At 69.6% G+C, this 25,740-nt stretch carries 23 protein-coding genes; 14 read left to right on the forward strand and 9 right to left on the reverse strand.

The genetic code is table 11. The features are described from left to right. Positions 1–36: 36 nt before the first annotated feature. Complete coding sequence (locus OG611_RS14860; protein ID WP_266419607.1) at positions 37–783, reverse strand: hypothetical protein; 747 nt, start codon at positions 781–783, stop codon at positions 37–39. A gap of 261 nt (positions 784–1,044) precedes the next feature. On the opposite strand from OG611_RS14860, the gene OG611_RS14865 reads away from it, so the two are divergent. After that, positions 1,045–1,506, forward strand: a complete 462-nt coding sequence (locus tag OG611_RS14865) for a MerR family transcriptional regulator (protein WP_266419609.1) — start codon at positions 1,045–1,047, stop codon at positions 1,504–1,506. Next, entirely contained in the window at positions 1,506–2,522 is a 1,017-nt protein-coding gene (locus tag OG611_RS14870) for an aldo/keto reductase (protein WP_266419612.1), read from the forward strand. Before OG611_RS14865 ends, OG611_RS14870 begins: the two co-directional genes overlap by 1 nt. Positions 2,523–2,576: 54 nt before the next feature. On the opposite strand, the gene OG611_RS14875 is transcribed toward OG611_RS14870, so the two are convergent. Continuing rightward, positions 2,577–3,623, reverse strand: coding sequence for an alpha/beta hydrolase (locus OG611_RS14875; protein WP_266419615.1), 1,047 nt, complete (start codon positions 3,621–3,623; stop codon positions 2,577–2,579). Between the two features lie 267 nt (positions 3,624–3,890). On the opposite strand from OG611_RS14875, the gene OG611_RS14880 reads away from it, so the two are divergent. Then, positions 3,891–4,214 carry a hypothetical protein gene (locus tag OG611_RS14880; RefSeq protein WP_266419618.1) on the forward strand — a complete coding sequence of 108 codons (324 nt, stop codon included), beginning with the start codon at positions 3,891–3,893 and terminating at the stop codon, positions 4,212–4,214. A gap of 52 nt (positions 4,215–4,266) precedes the next feature. Here OG611_RS14880 and OG611_RS14885 read toward each other — a convergent pair whose 3' ends face one another. From OG611_RS14885 to OG611_RS14905, 5 genes are all read right to left on the reverse strand, one after another. Next, the gene (locus OG611_RS14885) at positions 4,267–4,950 is read right to left on the reverse strand and encodes a response regulator transcription factor (protein ID WP_266419621.1); all 684 of its coding nucleotides are present in this window, start codon (positions 4,948–4,950) and stop codon (positions 4,267–4,269) included. Then, positions 4,947–6,287, reverse strand: a complete 1,341-nt coding sequence (locus tag OG611_RS14890; protein ID WP_266419624.1) for a sensor histidine kinase — start codon at positions 6,285–6,287, stop codon at positions 4,947–4,949. The genes OG611_RS14885 and OG611_RS14890 overlap by 4 nt, the downstream gene beginning before the upstream one ends. Before the next feature lie 118 nt (positions 6,288–6,405). Further along, positions 6,406–7,374, reverse strand: a complete 969-nt coding sequence (locus OG611_RS14895; protein WP_266419628.1) for a DUF4429 domain-containing protein — start codon at positions 7,372–7,374, stop codon at positions 6,406–6,408. An 85-nt stretch (positions 7,375–7,459) separates the two neighbouring features. Next, positions 7,460–8,671 (reverse strand): alpha/beta hydrolase, encoded by a 1,212-nt coding sequence (locus OG611_RS14900; protein ID WP_266419630.1) that lies wholly within the window; start codon positions 8,669–8,671, stop codon positions 7,460–7,462. A 245-nt stretch (positions 8,672–8,916) separates the two neighbouring features. Then, positions 8,917–9,582, reverse strand: a complete 666-nt coding sequence (locus OG611_RS14905; RefSeq protein WP_266419632.1) for a TetR family transcriptional regulator — start codon at positions 9,580–9,582, stop codon at positions 8,917–8,919. 118 nt (positions 9,583–9,700) lie between these two features. On the opposite strand from OG611_RS14905, the gene OG611_RS14910 reads away from it, so the two are divergent. After that, the gene (locus OG611_RS14910) at positions 9,701–11,311 is read left to right on the forward strand and encodes an MFS transporter (RefSeq protein ID WP_266419635.1); all 1,611 of its coding nucleotides are present in this window, start codon (positions 9,701–9,703) and stop codon (positions 11,309–11,311) included. Between the two features lie 189 nt (positions 11,312–11,500). Beyond that, positions 11,501–11,878, forward strand: a complete 378-nt coding sequence (locus tag OG611_RS14915; RefSeq protein WP_266419638.1) for a peptidase inhibitor family I36 protein — start codon at positions 11,501–11,503, stop codon at positions 11,876–11,878. A gap of 112 nt (positions 11,879–11,990) precedes the next feature. On the opposite strand, the gene aceE is transcribed toward OG611_RS14915, so the two are convergent. Then, positions 11,991–14,732, reverse strand: a complete 2,742-nt coding sequence (gene aceE / locus OG611_RS14920; protein WP_266419641.1) for a pyruvate dehydrogenase (acetyl-transferring), homodimeric type — start codon at positions 14,730–14,732, stop codon at positions 11,991–11,993. Positions 14,733–15,203: 471 nt separating this feature from the next. Here aceE and OG611_RS14925 point away from each other — a divergent pair, with 471 nt between their 5' ends. The 6 genes from OG611_RS14925 (at position 15,204) to OG611_RS14950 (ending at position 19,936) form a co-directional block, all read left to right on the forward strand. Then, positions 15,204–15,641 (forward strand): DUF3052 domain-containing protein, encoded by a 438-nt coding sequence (locus OG611_RS14925; RefSeq protein ID WP_114244351.1) that lies wholly within the window; start codon positions 15,204–15,206, stop codon positions 15,639–15,641. Positions 15,642–15,884: 243 nt separating this feature from the next. Beyond that, positions 15,885–16,343 (forward strand): peroxiredoxin, encoded by a 459-nt coding sequence (locus OG611_RS14930; protein WP_266419646.1) that lies wholly within the window; start codon positions 15,885–15,887, stop codon positions 16,341–16,343. Positions 16,344–16,489: 146 nt separating this feature from the next. Beyond that, the gene (locus tag OG611_RS14935; protein ID WP_037696943.1) at positions 16,490–17,065 is read left to right on the forward strand and encodes a TerD family protein; all 576 of its coding nucleotides are present in this window, start codon (positions 16,490–16,492) and stop codon (positions 17,063–17,065) included. Between the two features lie 171 nt (positions 17,066–17,236). Further along, positions 17,237–17,812 carry a TerD family protein gene (locus OG611_RS14940; RefSeq protein ID WP_093542977.1) on the forward strand — a complete coding sequence of 192 codons (576 nt, stop codon included), beginning with the start codon at positions 17,237–17,239 and terminating at the stop codon, positions 17,810–17,812. Between the two features lie 75 nt (positions 17,813–17,887). Beyond that, entirely contained in the window at positions 17,888–19,030 is a 1,143-nt protein-coding gene (locus tag OG611_RS14945) for a DUF475 domain-containing protein (protein WP_266419650.1), read from the forward strand. A 171-nt stretch (positions 19,031–19,201) separates the two neighbouring features. After that, positions 19,202–19,936 (forward strand): Tellurium resistance, encoded by a 735-nt coding sequence (locus OG611_RS14950; RefSeq protein ID WP_266419652.1) that lies wholly within the window; start codon positions 19,202–19,204, stop codon positions 19,934–19,936. A gap of 67 nt (positions 19,937–20,003) precedes the next feature. Here OG611_RS14950 and OG611_RS14955 read toward each other — a convergent pair whose 3' ends face one another. After that, positions 20,004–20,873, reverse strand: a complete 870-nt coding sequence (locus OG611_RS14955; RefSeq protein WP_266419654.1) for a TerD family protein — start codon at positions 20,871–20,873, stop codon at positions 20,004–20,006. A 220-nt stretch (positions 20,874–21,093) separates the two neighbouring features. Here OG611_RS14955 and OG611_RS14960 point away from each other — a divergent pair, with 220 nt between their 5' ends. From OG611_RS14960 to OG611_RS14970, 3 genes are all read left to right on the forward strand, one after another. Further along, positions 21,094–22,257 (forward strand): HpcH/HpaI aldolase/citrate lyase family protein, encoded by a 1,164-nt coding sequence (locus tag OG611_RS14960; protein ID WP_266419656.1) that lies wholly within the window; start codon positions 21,094–21,096, stop codon positions 22,255–22,257. Next, positions 22,254–24,836 carry a phosphoribosyltransferase gene (locus tag OG611_RS14965; protein WP_266419658.1) on the forward strand — a complete coding sequence of 861 codons (2,583 nt, stop codon included), beginning with the start codon at positions 22,254–22,256 and terminating at the stop codon, positions 24,834–24,836. The genes OG611_RS14960 and OG611_RS14965 overlap by 4 nt, the downstream gene beginning before the upstream one ends. A 74-nt stretch (positions 24,837–24,910) precedes the next feature. Then, positions 24,911–25,726, forward strand: coding sequence for an HAD family hydrolase (locus tag OG611_RS14970; protein WP_266425877.1), 816 nt, complete (start codon positions 24,911–24,913; stop codon positions 25,724–25,726). The last annotated feature ends 14 nt before the right edge of the window (positions 25,727–25,740 follow it).

Consider the following 25,740-nt stretch of genomic DNA (forward strand, 5'->3'; position numbering starts at 1 on the left):
AACGGGCGGGGTCGAACGCCTCCGTCCCCGCCTGGGCTACTTCCTTTCTTCCACGCTGTACAGCCTGCGCCCCGTTCCCTCTTTGTTGGCGCCCCAATAGTCGGTGTATTCCTTATCTTCGACACTTCCGGAAACGCGGAAGCTGCCCATGACTGGATTGGGGTCCTTCACCTGGAGGGAGTGCTTGCTGCCTTTGTTGTCGATGTAATCCACCCGCAGGTGGTATTCGACGTACTCCCTGCCCAGCAGTTTCGACTCCACGGACATGACGAAACCGTCTCCGGGTTCGAGTACCTGCGATTGTCGGGTGAAGTAGGGCTTTCCCTTCTGCGTGAACTTGGGGTACCGGTTGTCCAGGTTCAGTTCGACCGGGATGCTCTCCGATTCCATGCCCCCGAGGGGAACGATCATTGTGGTGTCGATCGCTTTGCTGCGTCGTGTGATCACGGGGACGATGTTCACCACCCTGACCGGCGAGGAGGACGCGTTGGTGACGGTCACCGTGTAGGCGGTCTTGTTGAGGGTGACCGCCCCGATCTTGCGGAGCAGGCGGTTCCATGTCTCCGGAGTCGACTCGCCGGTCAGCACCGCCTTGTCCTCGGCGCTTGTGGCCCTTTTCTCGGAAACCAAATAGGTGCCGCCTTCCTCTGGCAGGACCACCACTGTGATCGGCGTCGACGGGTCCGCGTGGGGCGGGGCCGAAGCGGCCGGTTTCTTCTCGTCGAACAGTGTGTCGGTGATGATTCCCTGAAGAGATGACCCCAGACCGGTGATGAAGCTCACTATCACAGCGGATATACCGGTCAGAACCGCCGCTACCATCGCCGTCCGAGTGGCATTCCCGCTGGATTCCGGCCGTCCCGCGCCCCGATGTCTTTCGGACACGCGCCGAAGACGTTCGCGCTGACTGGATCGTCGCACCATGATGCCCCCCCCCGCATCGAAATTTCTTGATCCTAGCGTGGCCCCGAGACGGGACGCACGAGGATTCCGCCCCCGATTGCGCTTGCTTCGAGTGCACTCCAAGGTTCTAGCGTGGAGGGCATGACGGTGATGGAGAGCACTTCGACGAAGGTGGACGTCTGCGCCGCGGCCCCGCAGGCGCATCCGCGTCCCGAGGGTCAGGACCGGTACACCATCAGTGAGGTCGCGGCCTTCACCGGGCTCACCGCGCACACCCTGCGCTGGTACGAGCGGATCGGGCTGATGCCGCACGTCGACCGGTCCCACACCGGCCAGCGCCGCTTCACCAACCGCGATCTGGACTGGCTGGCCTTCGTCGGCAAGCTGCGGCTGACCGGGATGCCGGTCGCCGACATGGTCCGGTACGCAGAGCTGCTGCGCGAGGGCGAGCACACCTTCGAGGAACGGCAGGAGCTGCTGGAGGCGACCCGCCGCGACGTGAGGACGCGGATCGCGGAGCTCCAGGACACCCTGGCCGTGCTCGACCACAAGATCGACTTCTATGCGAGCGCCCGACGGGCGCCGGAAAGGCCCAGTGCCTGATGTCTGACGACAAGATCACCACCGTGGAGCTCGGCAACGGCGGCCCGCAGGTCGGCGTGCAGGGACTCGGCTGCATGGGCATGAGCGAGTTCTACGGCGACACCGATGAGCCTTCCGCCCGCGAGACGCTGGAGACGGCGCTGGCGGCGGGCGTCACCCTCTTCGACACCGCGGATGTGTACGGCCTCGGCGCCAACGAGACCTTCCTCGCCCCGTTCGTCGGGGCGCACCGCGACGAGATCACGCTCGCCACGAAGTTCGCCATAGAGCGCAAGGAAGACGACGAGCACTACCGGGGAGTGCGCAACGACCCCGCGTACATCCGCAAGGCCGTCGAGGACAGCCTGCGGCGGCTGGGCACCGACGTCATCGACCTCTACTACATGCACCGCCGCAACCCTGACGTCCCGCTGGCCGAGTCCGTCGGCGCGATGGCCGAGCTGGTCCAGCAGGGCAAGGTCAAGCAGCTCGGGCTGAGCGAGGTGACCGGTGCGGAGCTGCGCGAGGCGTACGCGGTGCACCCGATCGCCGCCCTCCAGTCGGAGTGGTCGCTCTTCAGCCGGGACGTCGAGCGCAGCGCCGTACCGGCCGCCGTCGAGCTCGGGGTGACCGTCGTGCCGTACTCGCCGCTCGGCCGGGGCTTCCTGACCGGGGCGTTCACGGACGCGTCCAAGGAGCTGTCGGAGGGCGACTTCCGGAGGTACCAGCCCCGCTTCACCGGCGACAACGCGAAGAAGAACGCCGCCCTGCTGGAGCCCGTCCACAAGATCGCGGCGGCGCACGGTGCGTCGGCCGCTCAGGTGGCGCTCGCCTGGGTGCAGCAGCGGGCCCAGGTGCACGGGCTGACCGTGGTGCCGATCCCGGGCACCCGCAAGAGCAGCCGACTGCTGGAGAACGTGGCCGCCACCCGGCTCACGCTGACCGCGGAGGAGCTGGCACGGCTGGAGCCGATCGCGGGGCTGGTGGCCGGGGACCGGTACCCGGACATGAGCTCGACGTCCGCCGCGCGCGAGTAGCCGGTACGGGGCGGGGCAGTCGCCCCGGGCTCATTGAGCCTTCCGCCCCGGGGCTCACCGCGCCTTGCCCTCGGTGATCGCGGCGAAGGCGCGGAGCGAGTCCGTGCCCGGGGCGAAGTAGCCGGTGTGGCCGCGGGCGTCGTCGGCCGGGACGCGGCGTGCGCCGAACTCCGGGGCGGCCGGGTCGGGGCCGTGGCCCAGCCCCGCCACCTCGACGTTCGGCACGTTGCCGATCCAGTCCGTGGCGTCCTTCGCGGCCCAGACCCGGGCGCCGGTGCGCAGATCGGCGACGTCGTCCGCGCGCATCCCGGGCGAGCCGAGGACGACCAGATCCGTGGCGCGCAGCCGGGACGCGGCGAGCCCGCACACGACGGAGCCGTAGCTGTGGCAGAACACGGCGGGCGCGGGCATGCCGTCGGCCGCGAGGCCGTCCGTGAACCGGGCCAGCCGGTCCGCCCCCGCCTCGGCGAGCGAGCCCGTCGCGGCATCGATGCCGAGGCCCACGGGGGTGGTGTACCCGGCCCAGGCGATGACGGCACTGCCGGGCCCGGTCCGGGCGTACAGGGCCTTCGCCATGCCGGTCGGAGTGCCGTACACATCCTTCGTACGGTCGAAGGTCCCCGCGTCGATGTCCGAGCCCGGCACCACGACCGCGACATGACGCGCGGTGCGCAGGTCCCCGAAGACCTCGGCGACCTGACCGCGTCCACGCGGGTCGAACGCGAGGATCTGTCGCCCCCGGCCCTCTCCGAGGTGGGCGTACCGGGGATCGTGACCGGCCCGCAGGGAAAGGGCGTTGGCCCGGTAGCGCAACTCGACGGGGACGCCGTCCAGATTGCCGACGACGAGCGGATGGCGTACGACCAGGGCCTGTTGCTGCGCGGCGGTCAACCCCCGGAAGAACCGGGCCACTTCGGCCGGTGTGCTCCGCCCGGGATCGGGCAGCTCCCGCCCGAGTGCGTGGTCCGCGCGCCAGGACGCGGTGCCCGGGGGCGGCCCGGTGAGGGCCTGCTGGGCGTTCTCGGACGCCCAACCGGCCGTCCCCGTCACCACGGTGGTGGCCAGCGCGACGGCGACCAGGGTCCTTGCGTAACGGCGCATCCCGTCGTCCTCCCTCTCCGGCTGAGCCGGCTGAGCCGGAGAGCCCGGCTGTTCCGGCTCCCGCACGCCGTGCGGCGCGACGGAGAGGAAGGTAGGGAGAGGGCGGGCCCGGGGACGTCACACCAGGGGGCCAAGTGCCAGGTCATACCGGGGTAGGGAGTAGGGGCTCCGGGCAGACGGGTACCAGAGGATCCGATCGCCTGCCGGTTCGCCTCCCCCGGGGGCATCGGTCTACGATATGGCGATGCTTATGCGAGGGGTGCATCCATGATATTTGTTGCCGTTATTTCCGTTGTTCTCGTCGTGGGCAGCATTGCCTATATCGTTTATCTTTTTCACCGCAACCAGGAGATCAGGTCGAAGGGGCGGGATATTCGGGCCCTGGTGGAGGACGTCCGTTACATCAGTTCGAATGACGGCGGATCCGCCAACATAGCGTACCGGCTTTCCTGGCACGAGGACGGCGTGGTCAAGCAGGTGGAAGGCAGGGACACCATTTCCGCCTTCTACTCGTCGAAGGTACAGAAAGGCTGCGAGGTCGATATCAAGTACCTGGATGACGACCACATCATGTTTGTCTTCGATAAGTAGATGCTGTGGGGAACGGGTGCCGGGGGATGGAAGGCGGATAAAAGAAACGACATCACCCCTCGCCCGGCACCACCACCCCCGCCTCGTACGCGAAGATCACCGCCTGCGCCCGGTCCCGCAGGTCCAGCTTGGCCAGCACCCGGCCGATGTGCGTCTTCACCGTCTGCTCGGCCAGCACCAGCTTCCCCGCGATCTCCTGGTTGGACAGGCCCCGCGCGATCAGCTCCAGCACCTCCGTCTCGCGCGGAGTCAGCCCGTTCAGCCGCAGCGACTGGCCGCTCCGGGTGGCCCCGGTCGGGCCCTGCCGGGCGAAGTCCGCGATCAGGCGGCGCGTCACGGACGGCGCGAGCAGCGCCTCGCCCGCCGCGACCACCCGCACCGCCGAGATCAGGTCGGCCGGCGGCGCGTCCTTCAGCAGGAAGCCGGACGCCCCGGCGCGCAGCGCCTCGTACACGTAGTCGTCCACGTCGAACGTGGTGAGCATCAGGACCTTCGGCCGGTGCACCACCCCCACCGGCGGGTGCAGCAGCTCGCGGGCCGCCGCCAGGCCGTCCATCTCGGGCATCCGGACATCCATCAGGACCACGTCCGGGTGGACGCTCCGGCTGACGTCGATGCCCTGGCGTCCGTCCGGTGCCTCGCCGACCACATCGATGTCGCTCTGCGCCGAGAGCAGCGCCGCGAACCCCGCCCGCACCATGGCCTGGTCGTCGACGATGATCACGCGGATGGTCAAGAGTCCTCCGAGGCCGTGGGCGTAACAGGGGTCAGGGGCAGTCGCGCGGCCACCCGGAAGCCGCCGTCGGGCAGCGGTCCGGTGTCCAGCGTGCCGCCCGTCAACCGTACGCGTTCGCGCATACCGACCAGGCCGTGCCCGGTCCCGGTCGTCTCCAGCGGCGAATCGGGCTGCTCCGCCCGGTCGTTGACCACCAGGACGGTCAGATGCGCGCCGTCGGACGTGATCGATATCCGGGTCCGCGCACCGGGCGCGTGCCGAATCACGTTCGCCAACGCCTCCTGCACGATCCGGTACGCCGACAGGTCCACCGCCTGCGGTACGTCCGGCAATTGAGCGGAGAGCGACAGCTCGGCCGGCAGCCCCGCCCGTACTGTCGCCTCCACCAGCTGCTGCACCCGGTCGAGCCCCGGCTGCGGTGCCCGCTCGCCCTCCGTGCCGTCGCTGCGCAGCACCGCGAGCAGCCGCCGCATCTCCGTCAGCGACTCCCGCGCGCTCGCCGCGATCACCTCGAACTCCTCGCGCGCCTGCTCGGGCAGCCCGCTGATCCGGTAGGGCGCGGAGTCGGCCTGGACCGTGATCACGGACATGTGGTGCGCGACCACGTCGTGCAGCTCACGGGCGATCCTGGTGCGCTCCTCCAGCAGCGTGCGCTGCGCCCGCTCGGCCTCGCTGATGGTCTCCTGCTCGGCGAGCCGGCGCTGTGCGTCGCCCCGTTCCCGGATCACCGCACCGATCACTACGGGCACCGCACCGAACACCGGGAGCAGCCCCGCGATGCTGCGGTCAGTGGCGGTCAGGTGCAGGACCAGGCTCGCCGCGGCGGTCAGCGCCCAGACGGAGACCACGGTCCGCCGGGTCTCGCGCAGGGCCACCGCCAGCATCACGAAGAGGTAGCAGATCAGCGTGGGCGGGGGCCACGGCCAGATGCCCATCGGCCGGTCCGGGTACTGCAGCAGTACCAGCGCCCCCACGATGTCGGCGGGGAAGATGATCCACCACGCCTGCAACGGGCGGTGCGCCAGCATCAGCAGCGGCGCGGTCTGGGCGACGGTCAGCAGGCCCGCCAGTCCCTCGGCCATACCGTATTCGTTGGTCAGCACATTGAGCGTGACCGGAACGAAGATCGCCGCGAGGATGAGGACGACCACGTACGGCAGCAGCCTCCGCCACCGCTTGCGCGCCCCCGCCAGGGGCGGGACCGGGGGATGGGACGGGTGGGAGAGCCCGTGGACGATCTCGCGCAGATTGCGGCGGGCGGCGCTCACCAGGCCGTCGGCGGCGGGCTGCGGGCGCGGCGGCGCCCCGGGCGGGGTGCGGGGCGGGGATGTGGTCATGGCCGCATCAGCCTAGGGAGCGGACCGGCCCGGTGGCGTCATACCCGGGTTCCGGTTCGCCGCCGCCCCTCTCGTACGGGGGTACTACCGGCCGATCGGGCCGACAGGCCGCAAGGCCCTACAACTCGGCGAGCAGTTGGGCCTTCTTGGCGCTGAACTCGTCGTCCGTCACCAGACCGGCCTGGTGCAGCTCCCCGAGGTGCCGGATCCGCTCCGCGATGTCCGCGGGGTCGCGCCGTCCCGGGCCCGCCAGGACGGCCGCGGGCACGGCGGCAGTGGAATGGTTCCTGCGCACCGATTCCAGCACGGCCGCGGCGAACGGCAGCGACTCGTGCACAGGGCCGTAGCCGAGACCGAAGACCACCGCGGCCGGGTCCTGATCGGCCCGGGTGGGGCGGGGCGCCACCGGCTGCGGGCACTGCACCGCGCCCGGATCCGCGACCATGCCCGCACCGCTGCTCCGGGTGGGGTCCGCGCCCGTGCCCGGTCCCGGGACCGCGTTCTCCAGGCCCCTGGGCACCAGCCGCAGATAGCCCTCGAACGCCTCCGGCGAGCGCCACTCGACACCGCTCAGCTCCGTCACCGGAAACGTCTGGTCGCCGGCCTTCCACTTCGCCGTGGAGGCGCCCGTCCAGAACCAGCGGAAGGAGACCCGGTGCCCGTCGAAGCCGGCCCGGCCGTCGTACGCCTTGAACTGCATCGGCGCCTCGGGCGCCGCGACCAGGAACCGTTCGGCGGGCTCCGCCGCGTCGGGGCCCAGCCGGGCACGCAGTTCGTCCGCGTAGTACTCGGCCAGCGTCTCGCGCTCGGCGGGGAGCACCAGCCGGTACGGATCGCAGCCGTCCTTCAGCTGCCCCGCCGCGGCCTCGACCAACGGGTCGGCGCCCCGTCTCGGCACGGCACGCAGGACCACCGTGCCCCGCTTGCCCGGGGTCAGCGTCACCGACGACAGCGCCGCGTGCGGGACGCGTCGTTCACGAAGGCTCTGGAAGAGCTTCGGTGTGCGGATTCCCCGTTCGAAGCGGATGAGCACGGAGTCGGTGTCGAACTCCCAGGTGGCATGAATTCCGGCCAGCACATCACCCATGTGCCTCATCGTATGCGGCACTTGCCTCATACGTCCCCCCTCGGAGCAGGCTGCGGTCGATGGTCCGCCAGGTCCCCTGCGCCCGTCAGATGCCCTGGCTTCCGCTGATTCGTTCGTGGCAGCCGCTGTCGGAGACCGCGCAGCTCACCGATTCGTAGGCGCCCACGCCGATGGCGGCGAAGTTGCCGAGGCTTTCGGTACCCGGCTCGAAATAGCCGCTGTGCCCGACCGCGTCGCCCGCCGAGACGATACGCGCGCCGAAGCCCGGGTCGACCGGGTCGGCCCCGTGGCCCAGGCCGCCGAGCTCCAGGTTCGGTACGTCCTGGATCCAGTCGTCGCGGTCCCGCATCGCCCACACCCTGGCTCCGGTGTGCAACTGCGCGGCGTTCTCCACCCGCATGCCGGGGCTGCCGGCCACCGCGATGTCGCCGACCCTGGAGGGCAGTTCATGTGCGGCGACCCCGCACAGCACCGAGCCGTAGCTGTGGCAGAACAGCGAGACCGGGGCGTCCCCGGGCAGCGCGCCCACCAGCGCGTTCAGCCGCACCGCCCCGCGCTCGGCGAGGTTGCCCAGGGCCGCGTCCATGCCGATACCGGCGGGCGTGGTGTAGTCGGCCCAGGCGATGACGGCGGTACGGGTGCCGGGGCGCGCGGCGCGCTCCGCCGCGTACAGCGACTTCGCCATGCCGACCGGGGCGGCGTTCACCTTGGGCGCGGACCGCTCCAGCGTCAGCAGATTGGTGTCGACGCCGGGGACGATCACGGAGATCCGGTCGGCCCGGTCGAGACTGCCGAACACCTCCGCGGCGCGGCCCTTCCCGGACGGGTCGAAGGCGAGGAAGTGGCGACCGCGGTCGAGCATCGAGTCGAAGCGGTTCATCCGGCGGACCGCCTCGGCGCGGCCGTCGGGGGAGAGCCGCACATCGTGCATGCGCCGCCGCTCGACCTGCCGCGCCTGCACCACGGCCAGCCGATTGGCGCGGTAGCGCAGGGTGACCGGGGCGCCGTTCAAATTGCCCACGACCAAGGGGTACTTGTCGGCCAGTCCGGCGCGCTGCGCGGCCGTGAGCGTGGCGAAGAAACGGGCCAGCCGGTACGGCGGCGCGTCGGCGTCCGGCAGCGCATGACCCGCCACCCGGCCCCGTGCCCAGGCGGCGAGTGCGACGGTGCGTGGCTCGTCGGAGTGTTGATGACGTACGGCGGTCCAGCCAGTGGTCGCCAGCATCACGAACACGACCGCGACGGCGAGCAGTGCGCGCCAAGCGGTGAGCGTGGGGGAGGAGTCGAAGGAAGTCACTCCGGCCCACATTAGGAGACGCGCGACGGCAGCCGCGAAGAGGGTGACGCACATCACTCGGCTGCGGGGAATTCGAGCGCATGCTTTTCACGCTGTGTGGTTGTCACACGCACGCTCAGGCGCGCGGAACGCCTCCGGGGCGTCACATGTGGCCGCTGGGGCGCGGCCGTTGTGAAGTCGGTCATGCCGCGGCAGTGAGGTATACGGCACATCGGACGGGTCCTGTATTCATGCCGGTCCCGTCGTCACGCCGAATCTGCGTCCGCCCGCCAGTTGCCGGCCAGCGCCGGTCCGAGCTGGTCCAGGTACGCCTCGGTCAGGGCGCGCAGCGAATCCACATCGGCGTCCCGGCCCCGCCCCCAGAGCTGACTGCTCACCCGCATCACTCCGCAGAACGCGGCCACGGCGACCCTCGGCCGCGGGTCCTCGTCCACGTCGAGTCCCTCGCGCGCGGCGATCAGCAGCGCGACCTGGTTCTCCAGGTCGCTGCACCGTCGCAGATGGGCGGCGAGCAGCGAGGGCGTCGATTCGATCATCCGGTACGTACGCATGTGGAGTTCGACCGTGACGATCTCCTCGATCGCCTCACCGATGCTGTTCCAGGCGCAGAGGGCCGCGCTGCGCATCGCCTCGAACGGGGCCTCCGCGGCGGGACGCCGACGCAGCTCCGAGAGGAAGCGCGACTCGACCATCTCCTGGATGGCGAAGGCGGCCTCCTCCTTGGAAGCGAAGTAGCGGAAGAAGGTGCGCTGGGAGACCTCGACCGCGTCGACGATCTCGTCGACGGTGGTCTCGGCGTACCCCTGGGTGGTGAAAAGATCGAGGGCGGCGTGCAGCAGGGCGTCCCGGGTGCGTCGCTTCTTCCGTTCGCGCAGTCCGGTCGGATGCGCGGCCCGCTGCCCATCGGTCACTTAACCGGCCTTCTTTCTCCTGCTTTGTCCCAGCTCAGCGTACCTGTGAGCTACGTGACAGTTACCGACTTGTGAAATAGTTTGTCAACTGTCAGAGACTGACACTAATCTCCCGAGTATGACTAGTCAGACCACCGTCGACAAGGCGTCGCGGGAGCCGCAGGAAACCGCCGCTCCCGCACCTGCCAAGGGGCTGCGCGGCCACCCCTGGCTGACGCTCTTCTCCGTGGCCATCGGCGTGATGATGGTCGCGCTCGACGGCACGATCGTCGCGATCGCCAACCCCGCCATCCAGCAGGACCTGCACGCCTCGCTCGCAGACGTCCAGTGGATCACCAACGGCTACATGCTCGCCCTCGCGGTCTCCCTGATCACCGCGGGCAAACTCGGTGACCGGTTCGGTCACCGCCAGACCTTCCTGATAGGCGTCGTGGGCTTCGCCGCGGCATCCGGGGCGATCGGCCTGTCCGACAGCGTCGCCCTGGTGATCGTGTTCCGGGTGCTCCAGGGCCTCTTCGGCGCCCTGCTGATGCCCGCCGCGCTCGGCCTGCTGCGCGCCACCTTCCCGGCCGAGAAGCTGAACATGGCGATCGGCATCTGGGGCATGGTGATCGGTGCCTCGACCGCGGGTGGTCCGATCCTCGGAGGCGTGCTCGTCGAGCACGTCAGCTGGCAGTCCGTCTTCTTCATCAATGTGCCGGTCGGTGTGATCGCGCTGGTGCTGGGCCTGGTGATCCTCAAGGACCACCGCGCCGAGAACGCGCCGCGTTCCTTCGACATCGGCGGCATCGTGCTGCTGTCGCAGGCCATGTTCTGCCTGATCTGGGCGCTCATCAAGGGCTCCGAGTGGGGCTGGGGCGACTACAAGACGCTCGGCTTCCTGGGCGCCGCCGTGGCCCTGTTCGTGGTCTTCGCCGTCTCCCAGAAGAACGTCCGGGAACCGCTGATCCCGCTCGCGATGTTCCGGTCCGTGCCGCTGTCCGCGGGCGCGGTCCTGATGGTGCTGATGGCCTTCGCGTTCATGGGCGGGCTGTTCTTCGTCACCTTCTACCTCCAGAACGTGCACGGTCTGAGCCCCGTCGACAGCGGTCTGCACCTGCTGCCGCTGACCGGCATGATGATCGTCGCCTCGCCGCTCGCCGGCGCCATGATCACCAAGTTCGGCCCGCGGGTTCCGCTGGTCGGCGGCATGGTGTGCACGGCGGTCGCCATGTTCGGCATGTCCCAGCTGGACATCGGCACCGGCACCCTGACCATGTCGGTCTGGTTCGGTCTGCTCGGCCTCGGCCTCGCCCCGGTGATGGTCGGCGCCACCGAGGTCATCGTCGGCAACGCCCCCATGGAGCTCTCCGGCGTCGCGGGTGGTCTGCAGCAGGCCGCCATGCAGGTCGGCGGCAGCCTCGGTACGGCGGTGCTCGGCGCCGTCATGGCGTCCCAGGTCGACTCCAAGCTGGCCGACAACTGGAAGGCGGCGGAGCTCCCGCCGCTCAGCCCGCAGCAGCTGGACCAGGCGTCCTCGGCCGTCGAGGTCGGCATCCCGCCGGTCGACGGGAACGTTCCGCCGGAGATCGCGGGGAAGATCGCGGGCGTCGCCCATGACACCTTCGTGTCAGGGATGAGCACGGCGTTCATGGTCGCCGGCATCGTCGCGGTGGTCGCCGCGCTGGTCGCCACGCTCACCAAGCGCGGTGCGAACGCCGAGGCGGGCGCGGGCGCCGGTCACATCTGACCGGCCGCCGCGACGACGCCCCGGGCTCCGCGCCCACGCGTCAACACAGTGCGTACAACAGCCCCGCCGGACCCTTCCGGCGGGGCTGTCGCCTATCAGGGTGGTGTGGCCCGCGGCCCCTTCCCCGGGCCTTGCTCCGCAGGTCAGGGTGCATGCAACTGATTCGCACCACCACGGGGGACGACTTCCATGCGTACGACCGTTCTTGCCACCACCCTGGCCGCCGCTTCCCTGGCCGCCACCGCGCTGATCCCGCAGACCGCGGCCCACTCCGCGGCCGTCGGGCTCGGGTCCTGTGCCGCCGGCCAGCTCTGCCTCTGGGACGCGCCGGACTTCACCGGCACCCGCCGGACCCATGAGCTGTCCACGACCGACATCGAGAGCTGTGTCCCGCTGCCGAAGGGCAGCAGGGTCCAGGCGCTCGCCAACCGCACCGGCCGCCCCGTCACCACGTACCAGTCGGCGGAATGCGCCGAGACCGGTGAGTTCGAGACCTATCCGGGCGGCGGCACCTGGGTGCCCCGGTCCCCGTACCAGGTCAGGGCCTTCAAGATCTGGGAGAACTGACCGCAGGGCGGAGAACCGGCCGCGGACGCCGCAGGGCGGAGAGCCGGCTGCGGACGCCGAAGGGCGGCGGGACCGTTCGGTCCCGCCGCCCTTCGTGTGTCGTCCGTAGCGCCTACGCGTCGCCGCCGGCCCCGCCCGGGTCGGCCGCCGTGACATCCAGCAGCTCGTACCGGTCGATGGCCTGCTTCAGCAGCGAACGGTCGATCCGGTTCTCCTTCGCGAGCTCGGTGAGCACCGCGAGGACGATCGACTGCGCGTCGATGTGGAAGAACCGGCGGGCCGCGCCACGGGTGTCGGCGAAGCCGAAACCGTCCGCACCCAGCGACTGGTACGCACCGGGCACCCAGCGCGCGATCTGGTCCGGCACCGAACGCATCCAGTCCGAGACCGCCACGAACGGACCCTCGGAGCCGGAGAGCTTCCGCGTCACGTACGGGACGCGCTGCTCCTCCTCCGGGTGCAGCAGGTTGTACCGCTCCACGTCCACGGCCTCGCGGCGCAGCTCGTTCCAGGAGGTCGCCGACCAGACGTCCGCCCGGACGTTCCACTCGTCGGCGAGGATCCGCTGCGCCTCGACCGCCCACGGGACCGCCACACCGGACGCCATGATCTGGGCCGGGATCTCGCCCCGCTCGGCGGCCTTGAAGCGGTAGACACCCTTGAGGATGCCCTCGACGTCCACGTTCTCGGGCTCGGCCGGGTGCTGGATCGGCTCGTTGTAGACGGTGAGGTAGTAGAAGACGTCCTCGTTCTCGTCGGGGGTCCCGCCGTACATCCGCCGCAGGCCGTCCTTGACGATGTGCGCGATCTCGTACCCGAACGCCGGGTCGTACGCGACACAGCCCGGGTTGGTCGAGGCGAGCAGCTGCGAGTGGCCGTCCGCGTGCTGGAGGCCCTCACCGGTCAGCGTCGTACGGCCGGCGGTCGCGCCCAGCACGAAGCCGCGCGCGAGCTGGTCGGCCATCTGCCAGAACTGGTCACCCGTGCGCTGGAAACCGAACATCGAGTAGAAGACGTACACCGGGATCAGCGGCTCGCCGTGCGTGGCGTACGCCGAACCGGCGGCGATCAGGGACGCCGTGCAGCCGGCCTCCGAGATGCCGTCGTGCAGCATCTGACCGGTCGGCGACTCCTTGTACGCGAGCAGCAGATCGCGGTCCACCGCCTCGTACTGCTGGCCCAGCGGGTTGTAGATCTTCGCGCTCGGGAAGAAGGCGTCCATACCGAAGGTGCGGTACTCGTCGGGCGCGATCAGCACGAAACGCTTGCCGATCTCCTTGTCCCGCATGAGGTCCTTCAGGATGCGGACGAACGCCATGGTGGTGGCGATCGACTGCTGACCGGAACCCTTCTTCGCGGTCGCGTACGTCTTGTCCTCGGGGAGGACCAGCGGCTTCGCACGCACCACACGGGTCGGGACGTAACCGCCCAGGCCCTTGCGGCGGTCGTGCATGTACTGGATCTCCTCCGAGTCGCGGCCCGGGTGGTAGTAGGGCGGGTAGCCCTCGTCCAGCTGCTTGTCCGTGATCGGGATGTGCAGTCGGTCACGGAACCGCTTGAGGTCCTCGACCGTGAGCTTCTTCATCTGGTGGGTCGCGTTGCGGCCCTCGAAGTTCGGCCCCAGGGTCCAGCCCTTGACCGTCTGCGCCAGGATCACCGTCGGCTGGCCCTTGTGGGCCTTGGCCGCCGCGTAGGCCGCGTAGACCTTCTTGTGGTCGTGACCGCCGCGGCCCAGGTGCAGGATCTGGTCGTCGGTCATGTCCTTGACCATGTCGCGCAGCCGCGGGTCGTCCCCGAAGAAGTGGTCGCGGATGTACGCGCCCGACTCGGTGGCGTACGTCTGGAACTGGCCGTCCGGCGTGGTGTTCAGCTTGTTGACCAGGATGCCCGTGCGGTCCTGCGCGAGCAGCGGGTCCCAGGAGCGGTCCCAGACCAGCTTGATGACGTTCCATCCGGCGCCGCGGAACTGCGACTCCAGCTCCTGGATGATCTTGCCGTTGCCGCGCACCGGGCCGTCGAGCCGCTGGAGGTTGCAGTTGACCACGAAGGTGAGGTTGTCCAGGCCCTCACGGGCGGCGATGGAGAGCTGGCCGAGCGACTCGGGCTCGTCCATCTCGCCGTCGCCCAGGTACGCCCAGACATGGGACTTGGAGGTGTCGGCGATGCCGCGCGCCTCCATGTAGCGGTTCATCCGGGCCTGGTAGATCGCGCCGAGCGGGCCGAGGCCCATCGAGACGGTCGGGAACTCCCAGAAGTCCGGCATCAGCCGCGGGTGCGGGTAGCTGGACAGGCCGTTGGGCGCCTTCGACTTCTCCTGACGGAAGGCGTCGAGCTGCGCCTCGCTCAGCCGGTCGAGCAGGTAGGCGCGGGCGTAGATGCCCGGGGACGCGTGCCCCTGGAAGAAGATCTGGTCGCCGCCCAGACCGTCGTCCTTGCCGCGGAAGAAGTGGTTGAAGCCCACGTCGTACAGCGAGGCTGAGGAGGCGAAGGTGGCGATGTGGCCGCCGACACCGATGCCCGGACGCTGGGCGCGCGACACCATCACGGCCGCGTTCCAGCGGGTCGCGTTGAGGACCTTGCGCTCGATCTCCTCGTCGCCGGGGAAGAACGGCTCGTCCTTCGTGGCGATCGTGTTCACGTAGTCCGTACTGCGCATCTCCGGCACGGCGACACGCTTCTCGCGCGCGCGCTCGATGAGCCGGAGCATCAGATAACGGGCCCGCTCACGACCTCGCTCGTCGACCGCGGCGTCGAGCGAGTCGAGCCATTCCTGGGTCTCTTCGGGATCGAAGTCCGGGACCTGGCTCGGCAGGCCGCCAATGATGATCGGGTTGCGATCGGATCCGGAAGCCACGCTGTTCCTTCGCTGTTCGGTGGTGCTCTACGGGGCCTGATCGAGGGAGAACATGCCCCCGGGATGTATGCAAGTACGCCAACACCATCGTGTACCGCGAGGGCGCAAACGTCATCTCTACCGAGGGGTAACCGCCGTGTTGTGAGACATCGCGTCCGGTGCGCGGGGATGGTCCGGGCCAAACCGCAACCATACGCCCAACCCGTCCAAGCGTTCCCAAAGGATGTTCGACTCCGAATGGCGGACCGAAACGGCATAAGCTGTGGAAGGACGTAAAGGGTGTGGACGGAAGCGCCGGGCCCCCGCAGGGGGCCTGCCGACAGTGCGGCGACGTGGCAGGGAACGTCACCGTTTAGGCGGTCTCGCACGCTGGGTACTTGCGCGATCCGCCGCTCCCGTGTGGACTACGGCCAACGCCCCGCGCACGCGCGTGGCTGAAGCATTTTCCGAAACATGATCAGGAGGCAACCCGTGAGCGCGACCGCGGACCACGCGGAGGAGCGGACCAACCCGGCAGCACGCCTGGGGTTCGAGCCCGGACAGGTGGTCCAGGAGATCGGCTACGACGACGACGTCGAGCAGGAGCTCCGTGAGGGCATTGAGGCCACTACCGGCCAGGATCTCGTCGATGAGGACTACGACGACGTCGCAGACGTCGTCCTGCTGTGGTTCCGCGACGAGGACGGCGACCTTACGGACGCGCTGGTGGATGCCATTGGTCTGATCGAGGACGGCGGCGCGGTCTGGCTGATGACGCCGAAGACCGGCCGTGATGGGTACGTCGAACCGAGCGACATCAACGAGGCCGCTCAGACGGCCGGTCTCTCCCAGACCAAGAGCATCAACGCGGGCAAGGACTGGACGGGCAGCCGTCTGGTCACGCCGAAGGCGGCCAAAGCCAAGCGCTGAACCACCCTCGACACGCATTCGCCCTGAAGGCCCCCGACGGCACCGAGCCGCCGGGGGCCTTCGTACTGCCGTCGAGTGCCTACTGCCGTCGAGGGCCTTCGCGCAGCCGCCGGGCGGCCGGGGAGCACCGGGGAGCACCGGGCTGCGCCCGTCCGGGCGCTGCGTGGCCCGCTGCGGGCTCTGCGTAGGGTGGGAGCCACCCGGACGGTCCAGCCCGGTGAACGTAGCGAAGGGACGCTTTTCATGGCGATCGAGGTCGGCACCAAGGCCCCGGATTTCGAGCTGAAGGACAACCACGGCCGGACCGTGAAGCTCTCCGACTTCCGCGGCGAGAAGAACGTCGTGCTGCTGTTCTACCCGTTCGCCTTCACGGGCGTCTGCACGGGTGAGCTCTGCGCGCTCCGCGACGAGCTGCCGAAGTTCGAGAACGACGACACCCAGCTGCTCGCCGTCTCCAACGACTCCATCCACACCCTGCGCGTCTTCGCCGAGCAGGAGGGCCTGGAGTACCCGCTGGTCTCGGACTTCTGGCCGCACGGCGAGACCTCGCGGGCCTACGGCGTCTTCGACGAGGAGAAGGGCTGCGCGGTGCGCGGCACCTTCATCATCGACAAGGAGGGTGTGGTGCGCTGGACCGTCGTCAACGGTCTGCCCGACGCACGCGACCTCAACGACTACATCAAGGCGCTCGGCGCGCTCTGAACCGGCACCGGCTGATCTGCCGGCGACCCGGCGAAAAGCCTGCTTCGCCGGGAACCGGTCACTAGGATCCAGTCGTTGATCGGATGCCAACGCAACGTGGAGGCGCCGGCGCCAGCCGGCCCCCAAGGAAACCAATGGGAGGACTCGTGGGAGTCAGCCTCAGCAAGGGCGGCAACGTCTCGCTGACCAAGGCCGCGCCCAACCTGACCGCGGTCGTCGTCGGTCTCGGCTGGGACGCTCGGACCACCACCGGTGGTGACTTCGACCTCGACGCCAGCGCCCTGCTGACGAATGCCGAGGGCAAGGTCGGCAGCGACGGAAACTTCGTCTTCTTCAACAACCTGAAGAGCCCCGACGGCTCCGTCGAGCACACCGGTGACAACCTCACCGGTGAGGGCGAGGGCGACGACGAGGTCATCAAGGTGAACCTGGCCGGCGTCCCGGCCGATGTCGACAAGATCGTCTTCCCGGTCTCGATCTACGAGGCCGAGACCCGGCAGCAGAGCTTCGGCCAGGTGCGCAACGCGTACATCCGGGTGGTCAACCAGGCCGACAACAGCGAGCTGGCCCGCTACGACCTGAGCGAGGACGCCTCGACGGAGACCGCCATGGTCTTCGGCGAGCTGTACCGCAACGGGGCGGAGTGGAAGTTCCGTGCCATCGGTCAGGGGTACGCCTCGGGTCTGCGCGGCATCGCGCAGGACTTCGGCGTCAACGTCTGAGAAGGCGCGACCGGGCCGGGCCGCTGAGGCGCGGCCCGGTTCACGCCACCATGTACCTCGTCCGGCGCCGCACCCTTGTGCGGCGCCGGACGCGCTCGACAGACGGCTCGGGGGGCTGCACGGCCCAACGGGCCCAGCAGACGGTTCATCGACTCGGGGAGGACACACACCATGGGCGTCACGCTCGCCAAGGGAGGCAATGTCTCCCTCTCCAAGGCCGCACCCAACCTCACCCAGGTGCTGGTCGGTCTCGGCTGGGACGCACGATCCACCACGGGCGCCGACTTCGACCTCGACGCCAGCGCGCTGCTGTGCCAGTCGGGCCGGGTGCTCGGCGACGAATGGTTCGTGTTCTACAACAACCTCACGAGCCCCGACGGCTCCGTGGAGCACACCGGCGACAACCTCACGGGCGAGGGCGAGGGCGACGACGAATCCGTCATCGTGAACCTCACCCAGGTGCCGGCGCACTGCGACAAGATCGTTTTTCCGGTCTCCATCCATGACGCCGACAACAGGGGTCAGACCTTCGGCCAGGTCAGCAATGCATTCATCCGCGTGGTCAACCAGGCGGACGGTCAGGAACTCGCGCGTTACGACCTCAGCGAGGACGCCTCGACGGAAACCGCAATGATCTTCGGCGAGCTCTATCGGTACAACGGCGAGTGGAAGTTCCGTGCAGTGGGACAGGGGTACGCGTCCGGCCTGCGCGGCATCGCTCTAGACTTCGGGGTCAACGTTTCGTAAAGCCGCGCCGCGCACGGCGCGGGGGAGCCCCGTACACCTCGGGGGAGACCCGTTACATACACGATGGGGTAGCCAGTGCTTCTGAAAACCTTCGGCTGGTCGTTCGCGATTACCGCGCTCGGCCTGGTCGCAGCTGTGATCTACGGGGGGTGGGAAGCCTTCGGGGTCGTTGCGATTCTTTCCGTCCTGGAGATCTCGCTGTCCTTCGACAATGCGGTGGTCAACGCCGGAATCCTGAAGAAGATGAATGCCTTCTGGCAGAAGATCTTCCTCACGATCGGTGTGCTCATCGCGGTCTTCGGTATGCGGCTGGTGTTCCCCGTCGTGATCGTGGCCATCACCGCCAAGCTGGGTCCGATCGAAGCGGTCGACCTTTCGTTCAACCAGCCCGACCGCTACCAGGAACTGGTCACGGACGCCCACCCGGCGATTGCCGCCTTCGGTGGCATGTTCCTGCTGATGATCTTCCTCGACTTCATTTTCGAGGACCGTGACATCCAGTGGCTGCGCTGGATCGAGCGTCCGCTCGCCAAGCTCGGCAAGGTCGACATGCTGTCGGTCTGCATCGCGCTGATCGTGCTGCTGATCTCGGCCATGACCTTCGCGACCAGCGCGCACCAGCACGGTGGCGGTCACGCGGACAAGGCGGAGACGGTCCTGCTCGCCGGTGTCGCCGGTCTGATCACGTACCTCATCGTCGGCGGCCTCTCCGGCTTCTTCGAGAACAAGCTGGAGGAGGAGGAAGAGCGCGAGCACGAGGTCGAGGAGGAGGCCAAGAAGAGCGGCAAGAAGGTTTCCGCGATCGTGCTCTCCGGCAAGGCCGCGTTCTTCATGTTCCTCTACCTGGAAGTGCTCGACGCGTCCTTCTCGTTCGACGGTGTCATCGGCGCCTTCGCCATCACCAACAACATCGTGCTGATGGCCCTCGGCCTCGGTATCGGCGCCATGTACGTCCGTTCGCTCACGGTCTACCTGGTCCGCCAGGGCACGCTCGACGACTACGTCTACCTGGAGCACGGCGCCCACTACGCCATCGGCGCGCTGGCCGTGATCCTGCTCATCACCATCCAGTACCAGATCAACGAGCTCATCACCGGTCTCGTCGGTGTCGTGCTGATCGCCTGGTCCTTCTGGTCCTCGGTCCGGCGCAACAAGGCGCTGGAAGCCGAAGGCGGCAACGACGCCGGTTCCAAGGCGGAAGTCCCGTCCGGGGTGTGACCCGGTAGGGATTGAGGAACGCTCTACGCGGGGCGGTCCGTGAGGCAACGGTTCTCCGGAGACATCCGGACCCGGCCCCGCGGCCGCCCCGCAGCGATGTGGGCGTCCCCGGCGAGGCACGGGGCGGCCGCGGGGGCCGGGGCACTTTTTCTACACGTGTGGGGGTTGGGGATGGCGTTCTGGGACAACCTGTGGCCGCGGCGGGAGGCACAGTTCGAGTCGGGCAGCGCGGCGACGAGCTCCATCGTGCTCTCCAGGCGGCACGCCACGGTCTCGCTCACCAAACAGGGCGCGCTGACCGGCAATCTGCGGGTCAACCTCTCCTGGCAGATGCGTACGTCGGACATCATGGGCCGGTCGCGGCAGAGCGGCCGACTGCTGCGGCCGATGAACCTCTTCAAGCCCGAGGTGGTCCAGGCCCACACCCAGGGCATGGTCAACGTCGACCTGGACCTGGGCTGCATGTACGAGCTGAAGGACGGTACCAAGGGAGTCGTCCAGCCGCTGGGCAACCTCATCGGCGACCTGAACGGGCCGCCGTACATCCGGCTCAGCGGGGACGACCGCTTCGGTGCGCCTTCGGGTGAGACCGTCTACGTCAATCTCGACCAGCGCGACCAGATCAAACGGCTGCTGTTCTTCGTCTACATCTACGACCAGACGCCGGCCTTCGACCGTACGCACGCCAAGGTGACGCTCTACCCGGGCAACGGCCCGCGGATCGAGATCGAACTCGACGAGCATGCCCCGGAGGCCCGTTCCTGTGCCGTGTTCACGGTGGAGAACATCAAGGACGAGCTGATCGTGCGGCGCGAGGTGAAGTTCGTGTACGGATTCCAGTCGGAGCTGGACCGGCTGTACGGCTTCGGCATGCAGTGGGGGCGCGGCTACAAGTCCCGGACCTGAACGACGCCCGGGAACCGGGCCCTCACCGGGGCCCGGGGCGCTTCGGAGCGCTTCCCGGCCGCGTCCCTCAGGACCGTACGAACTGCGGCCCCTGCGGGGGCAGCACGAAATTCGGGTCCGGGGCGGGTGCCGCGGCCGCGGCGGGCTGCGGATAACCGTAGGCCGGCTGAGCGGCGGCGGGCTGTGGGTACCCGTACGCGGGCTGGGGAGCGTGCTGGGCCGCCGCGGGCCGCGGGTAGCCGTACGCGGGCTGCTGGTGCTGGACCGTGGCCTGCGCATCGGGGCCGGGTGCCGCGGCCGGCGGGAAGCCGGGCGCGGGCGGGAACCCGGGCGCCGTCACCGGCACGGGCGCGGGAGCCGCCGCGTGCGACGGGGCCGGCTCGGGTTCGGCCGCGGTCTCGTCGACCGAGATGCCGAAGGCGGTCGCCAGGCCGACCAGCCCGGTCGGATAGCCCTGTCCCACGGCTCGGAATTTCCAGCCATCGCCGCGCCGGTAGAGCTCGCCGCAGATGATCGCCGTCTCCTCGCCGGTCTCCGGCCGCACATCGAAGACCGCGAGCGGATCGCCGTCGGCCGACGCCGCGTCGTACAGCAGGATGCGCAGATCGTGCACCTGAGCGAATGCGGCTCCGTCGGAGGACGCGGCGACGACCACCTGCTCGACCGAGGCGTCCAGCCCGCCCAGATCGGCCTCGATGGTGTCCGTGAGGCCCTCGGGGACACTGCGCTTCGGCAGCCGTCGTACCAGGCCGGAGGGGTGGCGGGGCTGGTTGTAGAAGACGAAGTCCTCGTCCGAACGCACGCGGCCACCGGATCCGAGCAGCAGTGCCGAGGCGTCCACATCCGGAACTCCGGTGCCCGGGGTCCAGCGCAGCACGGCCCGTACGGCCATGGCGTCCAGAGGGACGTTCGAGCCTTTCACCATCGCGTGCGTCATGCCCGTCATCCTGCCTGCTGGCTGCCCACGCGGACAACGCGGGGGTCGTACCAGGTGTCCGGGCGGCATACCGGAAGCACACGGTCCGCGGCGCCCCCACCCGTCGGGAAATGGACGAGTTACCCGGAATTCATGCACGTGGGGAACTGTTGACACCCGTCCATACGTACTATTACCGGCCATGCGTTGTCCGGCCGGTCCGGCAGTTCGGGGGAGTTACATGCGTCATTTCGGGCATATTGCGCCCGCTGCGAGGGAGAGGCTGTTCTTCCAGGAGCCGTGCGAGTTCGGTCCGGGCTCGTCGGCCCGCGTGCTCGCGGCCGCCCTGGGGGCGACCCTGTACAGCCCTGCCACCCGGCCGAGGCTTGCTGACGACGTCATCAAGCAGGCCGGACGCGGTGTCGTCTCGATGGTGCTGTGCCTGGAGGATTCGATCGACGACTCCGAGGTCGCCGACGCCGAGGAGAACCTGGTCAGACAGTTCGCCGACCTCGACGCGCAGGGCGCCGAGGTGCCGCTGCTCTTCATCCGGGTCCGGGAGCCGGGTCAGATAGCCGACCTGGTGCAGCGGCTCGGCTCCACCGCCCGGATGTTGTCTGGTTTTGTACTTCCGAAGTTCACCGAAGAGCGTGGCGTGCCCTTCATGGAAGCGCTCACCAGCGCCGAGAAGACGTGCGGCCGACGCCTGTTCGCGATGCCCGTTCTCGAATCGCCCGAGCTGCTGCACCTGGAGACCCGCGGGGAAACTCTCCAGGGAATAGCCCGCACCGTCGACAAATACCGCGAGCGGGTGCTCGCGCTGCGGCTCGGCGTCACCGACTTCTGCTCGGCGTACGGACTGCGCAGGGCGCCCGACATGACGGCGTACGACGTGCAGATCGTCGGCGCCGTGATCGCCGACGTGGTCAATGTGCTGGGCCGCGCGGACGGCACCGGCTTCACGATCACCGGGCCGGTGTGGGAGTACTTCCGGCTCCAGGAGCGCATGTTCAAACCCCAGCTGCGCCGCAGCCCCTTCCTGGAGGGCCGGGCCGAGGAGCTGCGCACGGCGCTGATCGAGCACGATCTGGACGGCCTGCTGCGCGAGATCGAGCTCGACCGGGCCAACGGCCTGCTCGGCAAGACCTGCATCCACCCGTCGCATGTCGCGCCCGTGCACGCGCTGTCCGTGGTCAGCCACGAGGAGTTCAGCGACGCGGAGGACATCCTGCGGCCGGAGCGCGGCGGCGGTGGCGTCATGCGCTCCGCGTACACGAACAAGATGAATGAGGTGAAGCCGCACCGCGCCTGGGCCGAGCGGACCCTGCTGCGGGCCGAGGTCTTCGGAGTGGCCAGGCAGGACATCGGCTTCGTGGAGCTGCTGGCCGCGGGTCTTGCCGAATGAGCGAGCACTCGGCAAGGGCGGAGAAGGCGCGGCCGGAGAAGGCAAGAACAGAGAAGGCACGGACAGAGAAAGAGACGGCGAACGTGGTGTGGTCGGGCAGCTGGGTGGCGGAGCGACTGGGCGTCGAGCTCGTCGGTGACGGGAAGCCCGACGGCGACAGCGAGCTGAGGGAGCTGCTGGGCCTCGCCCTGCGCCGCAACCCCAAGCGGGCCCACCTCCTCGTGTCGAACGTGCTCGGCAAGCACGTGCCGCAGAAGCCCTCCGTGGTGTACGGCGCCGGCTTCGAGCTCGGCCGTCGGGTGCGCGAACTCCTCGGTGGCGCCGAGGCGCGCCGGGCCGTGGTGCTCGGCTACGCGGAGACGGCCACCGGCCTCGGCCACGCGGTCGCCGACGGGCTGGGCGTGGCGCCGTACCTCCACTCGACGCGCCGCCCCGTCGAGGGCGTGGCGCGGGCGGGCGGCTTCGAGGAGTCCCACTCGCACGCCACCTCGCACCTGCTGCTACCGGAGGACCCGGATCTGCTGGCGGGCGAGTGCGTCCTGACGGGCGCGGACGCGGCGGGTGTGTACGCAGGCGCGCCGCTGGTCCTGGTGGACGACGAATTCTCCACGGGCAACACCGTGCTCAACACCATCCGCGCACTGCACGAGCGGTACCCGCGCAGCCGTTACGTCATCGTCGCCCTGGTGGACATGAGGTCGCCGGTCGACCGGGGAAGGCTGACCGAGTTCGCCGCGGAGATCGGTGCCCGTGTCGACCTGGTGGCGCGCAGCGCGGGCACGATCGCCCTCCCGGAAGGCGTCCTGGAGAAGGGCCAGGCACTGGTCGCCGCGCACGAAGGGGCCGGTTCCGCCGGTCCCCGGGCGGCCGTCGGGCCGGGGCGCCGGCCCTGCACCCGGGTGGACCTCCAGTGGCCCGCCGGTGTGCCCGACGGCGGACGGCACGGCTTCACCCCCGCCCACCGGGCGACCCTGGAGCCCGCCCTCCCCGCCATGGCCGCCCGCATCGCCGAAGCGCTGGGCGACGCCCGTCGCGTACTGGTCCTCGGCTTCGAGGAGCTCATGTACGCCCCCCTGCGTCTGGGCACGGCCCTGGAGGACCACACCGACGCCGAGGTGCGCTACTCCACCACCACGCGTTCCCCCGTCCTCGCCGTGGACGACCCGGGCTACGCGATACGGACCCGGCTGGTCTTCCCGGCCCACGACAACCCGGCCGACGGGCCCGGCGACCGGTACGCGTACAACGTCGCGGGCGCCGGTTTCGACGCCGTGGTGCTCGCCGTCGACTCCGTCGCCGACACCCCCGAACTCCACGCCCCCGACGGCCTGTTGGCGCAGCTCGCCGCACACACCGACCACGTCCTGCTCGCGGTCGTCCCCTCGTACGTCCCGACGCGCCCCCGCACGGACACCCCTGAACGGCAGGAACCCCCCATGCTGCCCGAGCCCCTCCGCGGCCCCGCCTTCTCCTCCTACGCGCCGGACGAGGTCGGCTGGCTGCTCCAGGACCTCTCGGGCACCGAGTTGGAGGCGCCCACCGAGGAGCGCGAGGAGGCGATACAGAGCGGCGGCGCGCACTACGCCGAGTCGCTGCCCGTCGAGTACCAGCCGTCCGCCCAGTACCAGGACCTGTTCAAGGCGGCGCTGGAGCTGTCGGCCGCCCGCGTCGCCCGCGCCGTGGGCACCGTCACCGAGACGTTGCTCGCCGAGCGCACCCCCCGCCCGGTCCTGGTCTCGCTCGCCAGGGCGGGCACGCCGGTCGGCGTACTCATGCGCCGCTGGGCCCTGCACCGGCACGGCATCGATCTGCCGCACTACGCCGTCTCCATCGTGCGGGGCCGCGGCATCGACGCCAACGCCCTGCGCTGGCTGGCCGCCCACCACGACCCGGCGGACGTCGTCTTCGTCGACGGCTGGACCGGCAAGGGCGCGATCACCCGTGAACTCTCTGCGGCGCTCGCCGAGTTCGAGGGCTTCGACCCCGAGATCGCGGTACTGGCCGACCCGGGCGGCTGCGTCCGCACCTACGGCACCCGCGAGGACTTCCTCATCCCGTCCGCCTGCCTCAACTCCACCGTTTCCGGGCTGATCTCGCGGACCGTCCTCCGCTCCGACCTGGTGGGCCCCGAGGACTTCCACGGCGCGAAGTTCTACCGGGAACTGGCGGACACCGATGTGTCCGGCCTTTTCCTCGACACCGTCGCCGCCCACTTCGACGAGGTCGTCGACGCCGTGGACGCCGAGGTCAAGGAGCTGCTCGCGGCCGACCGCGCGCCCACCTGGGAGGGCTGGGCCGCCGTGGAGCGGATCAGTGAGGAGTACGGCATCCACGACGTCAACCTCGTCAAGCCGGGCGTCGGCGAGACGACCCGGGTACTGCTGCGCCGCGTCCCGTGGAAGATCCTCGCGAAGCGCGGCGCGGGCGCGGACCTCGAACACATCCGCCTGCTGGCCGAGCAGCGGGGCGTACCGGTGGAGGAGGTCGACGGACTCCCGTACACCTGCGTCGGCCTGATCCACCCGAAGTACACCAGGGGCGCGACGGGCGCGGACGGCAAGGCGGTGGAGTCGAAGTGACCACCCCGACGGCCCCGACCGCATCCGCTACCGCATCCGCATCCGCTACCGCTGCCGGTCCGGCCGCCGCCCCCGTGACGCTCGTCGCCAGCGACCTCGACCGCACCCTGATCTACTCCGCGGCGGCGCTCCAGCTCGCCATGCCGGACGCCGAAGCCCCCCGGCTGCTCTGCGTGGAGGTGTACGACCACAAGCCGCTCTCCTACCTCACGGAGACGGCCGCGGCGCTGCTCGACGAACTGGCCCGCACCACGGTCTTCGTCCCGACGACCACCCGCACCCGCGAGCAGTACGGGCGCATCCACCTGCCCGGCCCCGCACCGAGGTTCGCGATCTGCGCCAACGGCGGACACCTGCTCGTCGACGGCGAGTCCGACCCCGACTGGCAGCGGCAGGTGGCCCGCAGGCTCGCCGACGAATGCGCCTCCCTCGACGAGGTCCGCGCCCACCTCCTGGCCGCGGCCGACCCCGCCTGGCTGCTCAAGGAACGAGTCGCCGAGGACCTCTTCGCCTATCTCGTCGTGGAACGCCCGCTGCTGCCCGAGGACTGGGTCAAGGAACTGGGGGAGTGGGCGCGGACGCGTGGCTGGACGGTCTCCCTCCAGGGCCGCAAGATCTACGCCGTTCCGGGCCCGCTCACCAAGAGCGCCGCGATGAACGAGGTGGTTCGACGCACCGGCGCCACGCTCACCCTCGCCGCCGGCGACAGCCTCCTCGACGCCGATCTGCTCCTCGCCGCCCACCGCGCCTGGCGCCCGGCCCACGGCGAACTGGGCGATACCGGCTGGCACGCCCCGCATGCCGAGGTGACGGCCGCGCACGGCGTGGCAGCGGGCGAGGAGATCCTTCGGTACTTCCTCCGGGCCGCGGGCGAGGCAAGATCGTCCTGACGCCGGGCACAGGC

The organism is Streptomyces sp. NBC_01363, from assembly GCF_026340595.1.
Taxonomy (GTDB): domain Bacteria; phylum Actinomycetota; class Actinomycetes; order Streptomycetales; family Streptomycetaceae; genus Streptomyces.